We start from the raw sequence: 2,910 nt of genomic DNA, 5'->3' as shown, positions 1-2,910 counted from the left end.
GCGGGGAGAAATCTGGCCGTACCCGGGGAATCCCGTGGCCATCAGTGGGGCGGTAAATGGCCGCCTATGGGGAGCTTGTCATGGCCGCCGTCAACTCGGCCACCAGGGCGGCGTCCCGGCCGATGACGCCTGAGACCGGGGCCTGACCCACCGCAGCGAGGACACGAGGCGACCTGAAGTGGGCCCGGCCCTGTGAGCCGAGCCCAGGGGGCTACGGCCGGTCGTCTAAGCTAAGTGAGGCGCTCGCATGGCGACCTTTGCTGCCATGGCGCCCTCACAACTCACAACGCTGTGTCGTCCCACGAGACAAGGATGATCTCGCCGAGGCCTCCCCGGTCGGGGCGGTGCCGTCGTGGAGGGCCTGCCCGGTCCAGATGATCTTGCCGCGGGCGGTGTAGCGGGTGCCCCGGCGCTGGGCGAACTGGGCGACCAGGAAAAGTCCGCGGCCACCCTCGTCAGTGCTCTTAGCCCCGGCGCAGACGGGGGGAGGTGCTACTGCCGTCGTGCACCTCACAGATCAGGACTCGGTCGCAGATCAGTTGGACCGTGATGGGCTCGCCGCCGTAACGGATGGCGTTGGTGATCAGCTCACTGAGGATGATCTCGGTGGCAAATCCGATCTCTTCCAGGCCCCGTTCTGATAGCCGGTCGGCGCGGTGGACTGGCTGTAGGACACACTGTGCAGCCGGACGTCCCAGGCGTCCAGGGCCCGCTCGATTGTCAGCCCGACACGACGCTCGTCCAGCCCCGAGCCACTGTTTCCCTCGCCATCTGCATCTGGGTATCCGTGGGGAACTGCGGTGTGCCCTCAACAATTGGCAGCCTTGCCGCGGCGGTCTTGTCGAGGGTTCCGCTCTTCTCCATGGCCTGCATCAGCGCCGGGCGGGCGTAGCCGGCGAGGCGGAGGTTTTGCCCTTCGGGGCTGAAGAGCCATTCCAGCCACAGGCGTGCGGCTGCGGGGTGCGGGGCATCCTTGTTGACCGCCAGCGCGTAGTACTGGGCGAAGCTGCCGTCGAAGGGGATGGAGACCCGCCATTTCACGCCCTTGCTGCGAAGCTTATCCGTGTAGTTGAGGTTGAGGTAGTCCCAACTGATGATGATGGGCGTCTGGCCGTTCTCGACCGTGGCGGCAGTGGAGTAGATGGGATTGAAGTTGCCGGTCTTTTTGAGCTTGGCGAAGAAGTCGAGCCCGGGCTGGATGTCGTCGAACGATCCCTTGTTCGCGACGGCCGCCGCGTACACACCGGCGAAGCCGGAACCGGTCGTGGTGGGATCACCTTGGAGACCGACCTTGCCCCTGTACTGGGGTTTCAGTAGATCGGCGAAGGTCTGAGGACACAGCCTGACGCGCCTGGCGTCGCAACCGATGGAAATGTAGCCGCCGTAGTTGTTGGCCCAGTAGGCGTGCGGATCCTTCTGGTTTTTCGGGATACCGTCGTACGTGGCAACCCTGTACGGAGAGAGCAAGTTTTGGCGGGCGGCTGCCCGGGCGAACGTGTCATCGACGCCGATCACGTCGGGTGCATTGGTCTGACCTCTGCGGCTCTTCACGGCGTCGATCTCGTCCTGGCCGGGAGCCCAGGGGTTCTCGTCCCTGACCTTGATCCCGTACTTCTTCTCGAAGCCGTCGATCAGGGCGCCGCCGCCGGCCCAGTCGCGCGGGATCGCTATGCCGTTGAGTGTGCCCTCGTGTTTTGCCGCGGCAATAAGCGCGTCCATGCCGCCAATTTTTTCAGCGGAAGTGGCCACCAAAGACTTCTCGGGCGTGCCGTTTTGGCTGGCACTGCAGTTACTCAGGGCCAGTGCGGCCAGGGCGAGGCAGCCGGAGATAGCGACTGCTCGGATATGAGGAGCGGTCACGCACGTTCCAAGAAAGGACGATGGATAGGGACAAAGCTAGGATGACAATCCGTCACCAATCAGAAACGGATCGTCACGGGAGAGCGGTCATCCTCTGCTGCGTGTCTTTGGCTTGCGCCGTCGACGCAGCAGGTGCAGTAATCATCGGAACCAGAGTAACTCGGCCACAGGAGTGCGGCCCCACCGAGGACGCCATGAGACCGGAGCCAAGATCCCGTGTGACGTGGGCAGATCAAGGCCGTCCAGCGTGGCCGTCAGGAGGTGCTGCGGTCCGTCGACCCTCAGTTGGTGCGCCACGAAGTGTGGGCGCACCTGATCGTCCACCACTTCCTCACCGAAATCGCCCCATACCCCAGGGGCCCCAGCGACCATCCGACAGATCAGCCCCGCCCTGGCCACGATTACTCACCGATCCAGCACTGATCGGCATGCGACGATCCGCCTTCGAACACCTCGTCGCAACCTCGGAACCATACTGCGATGCCCTGGCCACTAGGCCTCCCAACGACGCTTCCACCGTCCAGCAGCTACCTCCACCGCAAGCCAGCAATCTCCGAGTACCGGGCTCTCCCCGGACGATGCCGTGGCGGTCTGCGCCGACATGGGGACTATGTGCCGTAGTCGTCGGTTGTAGCGCTGAAGGCGGTCGTAGTTGCCGGTGCGACGACCGGAGTACCGGGCGACCGGAGCCAGGCCGGCATGAGAGGCAAGGCGGCCAGCGTCCTTGTAGCCTCCCAGACCGCCGACGGTGGCGACGAACTCCGTCCCCAGGATCGGCCCCATGCCAGGCATGGACTCGATGATCTCGGCGCGGTCATCGGCACGAAAGGTCCCACGGATCGCCCGGTCGCTGTCCTTGAAGAGGTTCAGCATGATCTAGCGCGGAACCCCGGCCGTTTGCGGCCGGGAGGAAGCGCCCCTCAAGGTAGGAGTGACCCGTACCGGGGCACGGGTCTGCACTGTTGACCTCAGTCGGGGCGCTTGTCGGGTAGGTGGGGAGGCCTGCTGGGTCGAACCCCCCTGAGAAACAGGCATGGACGTCTGCCGCGC

The 2,910-nt window shown here is 64.7% G+C and carries 1 protein-coding gene and 2 pseudogenes; all 3 read right to left on the bottom strand.

The window, feature by feature from the left end; translation table 11 throughout:
- Positions 1-281: 281 nt before the first annotated feature.
- Positions 282-647: pseudogene (locus AC07CM_RS50240) on the bottom strand (ATP-binding protein); the annotation flags it as partial.
- Positions 648-720: 73 nt separating this feature from the next.
- Positions 721-1,860: an ABC transporter substrate-binding protein gene (locus AC07CM_RS50235; RefSeq protein ID WP_478883258.1), complete on the bottom strand. Its 1,140-nt coding sequence runs from the start codon at positions 1,858-1,860 to the stop codon at positions 721-723.
- 564 nt (positions 1,861-2,424) lie between these two features.
- Positions 2,425-2,718, bottom strand: a pseudogene (locus tag AC07CM_RS50230) (transposase); the annotation flags it as partial.
- Between the last annotated feature and the right edge of the window lie 192 nt (positions 2,719-2,910).

The sequence above is a fragment of the Streptomyces sp. NPDC044061 genome (assembly GCF_056434305.1).
Note: the sequence above shows the minus strand (reverse complement) of the source record. Positions and strands in the feature narration are given on the sequence as shown.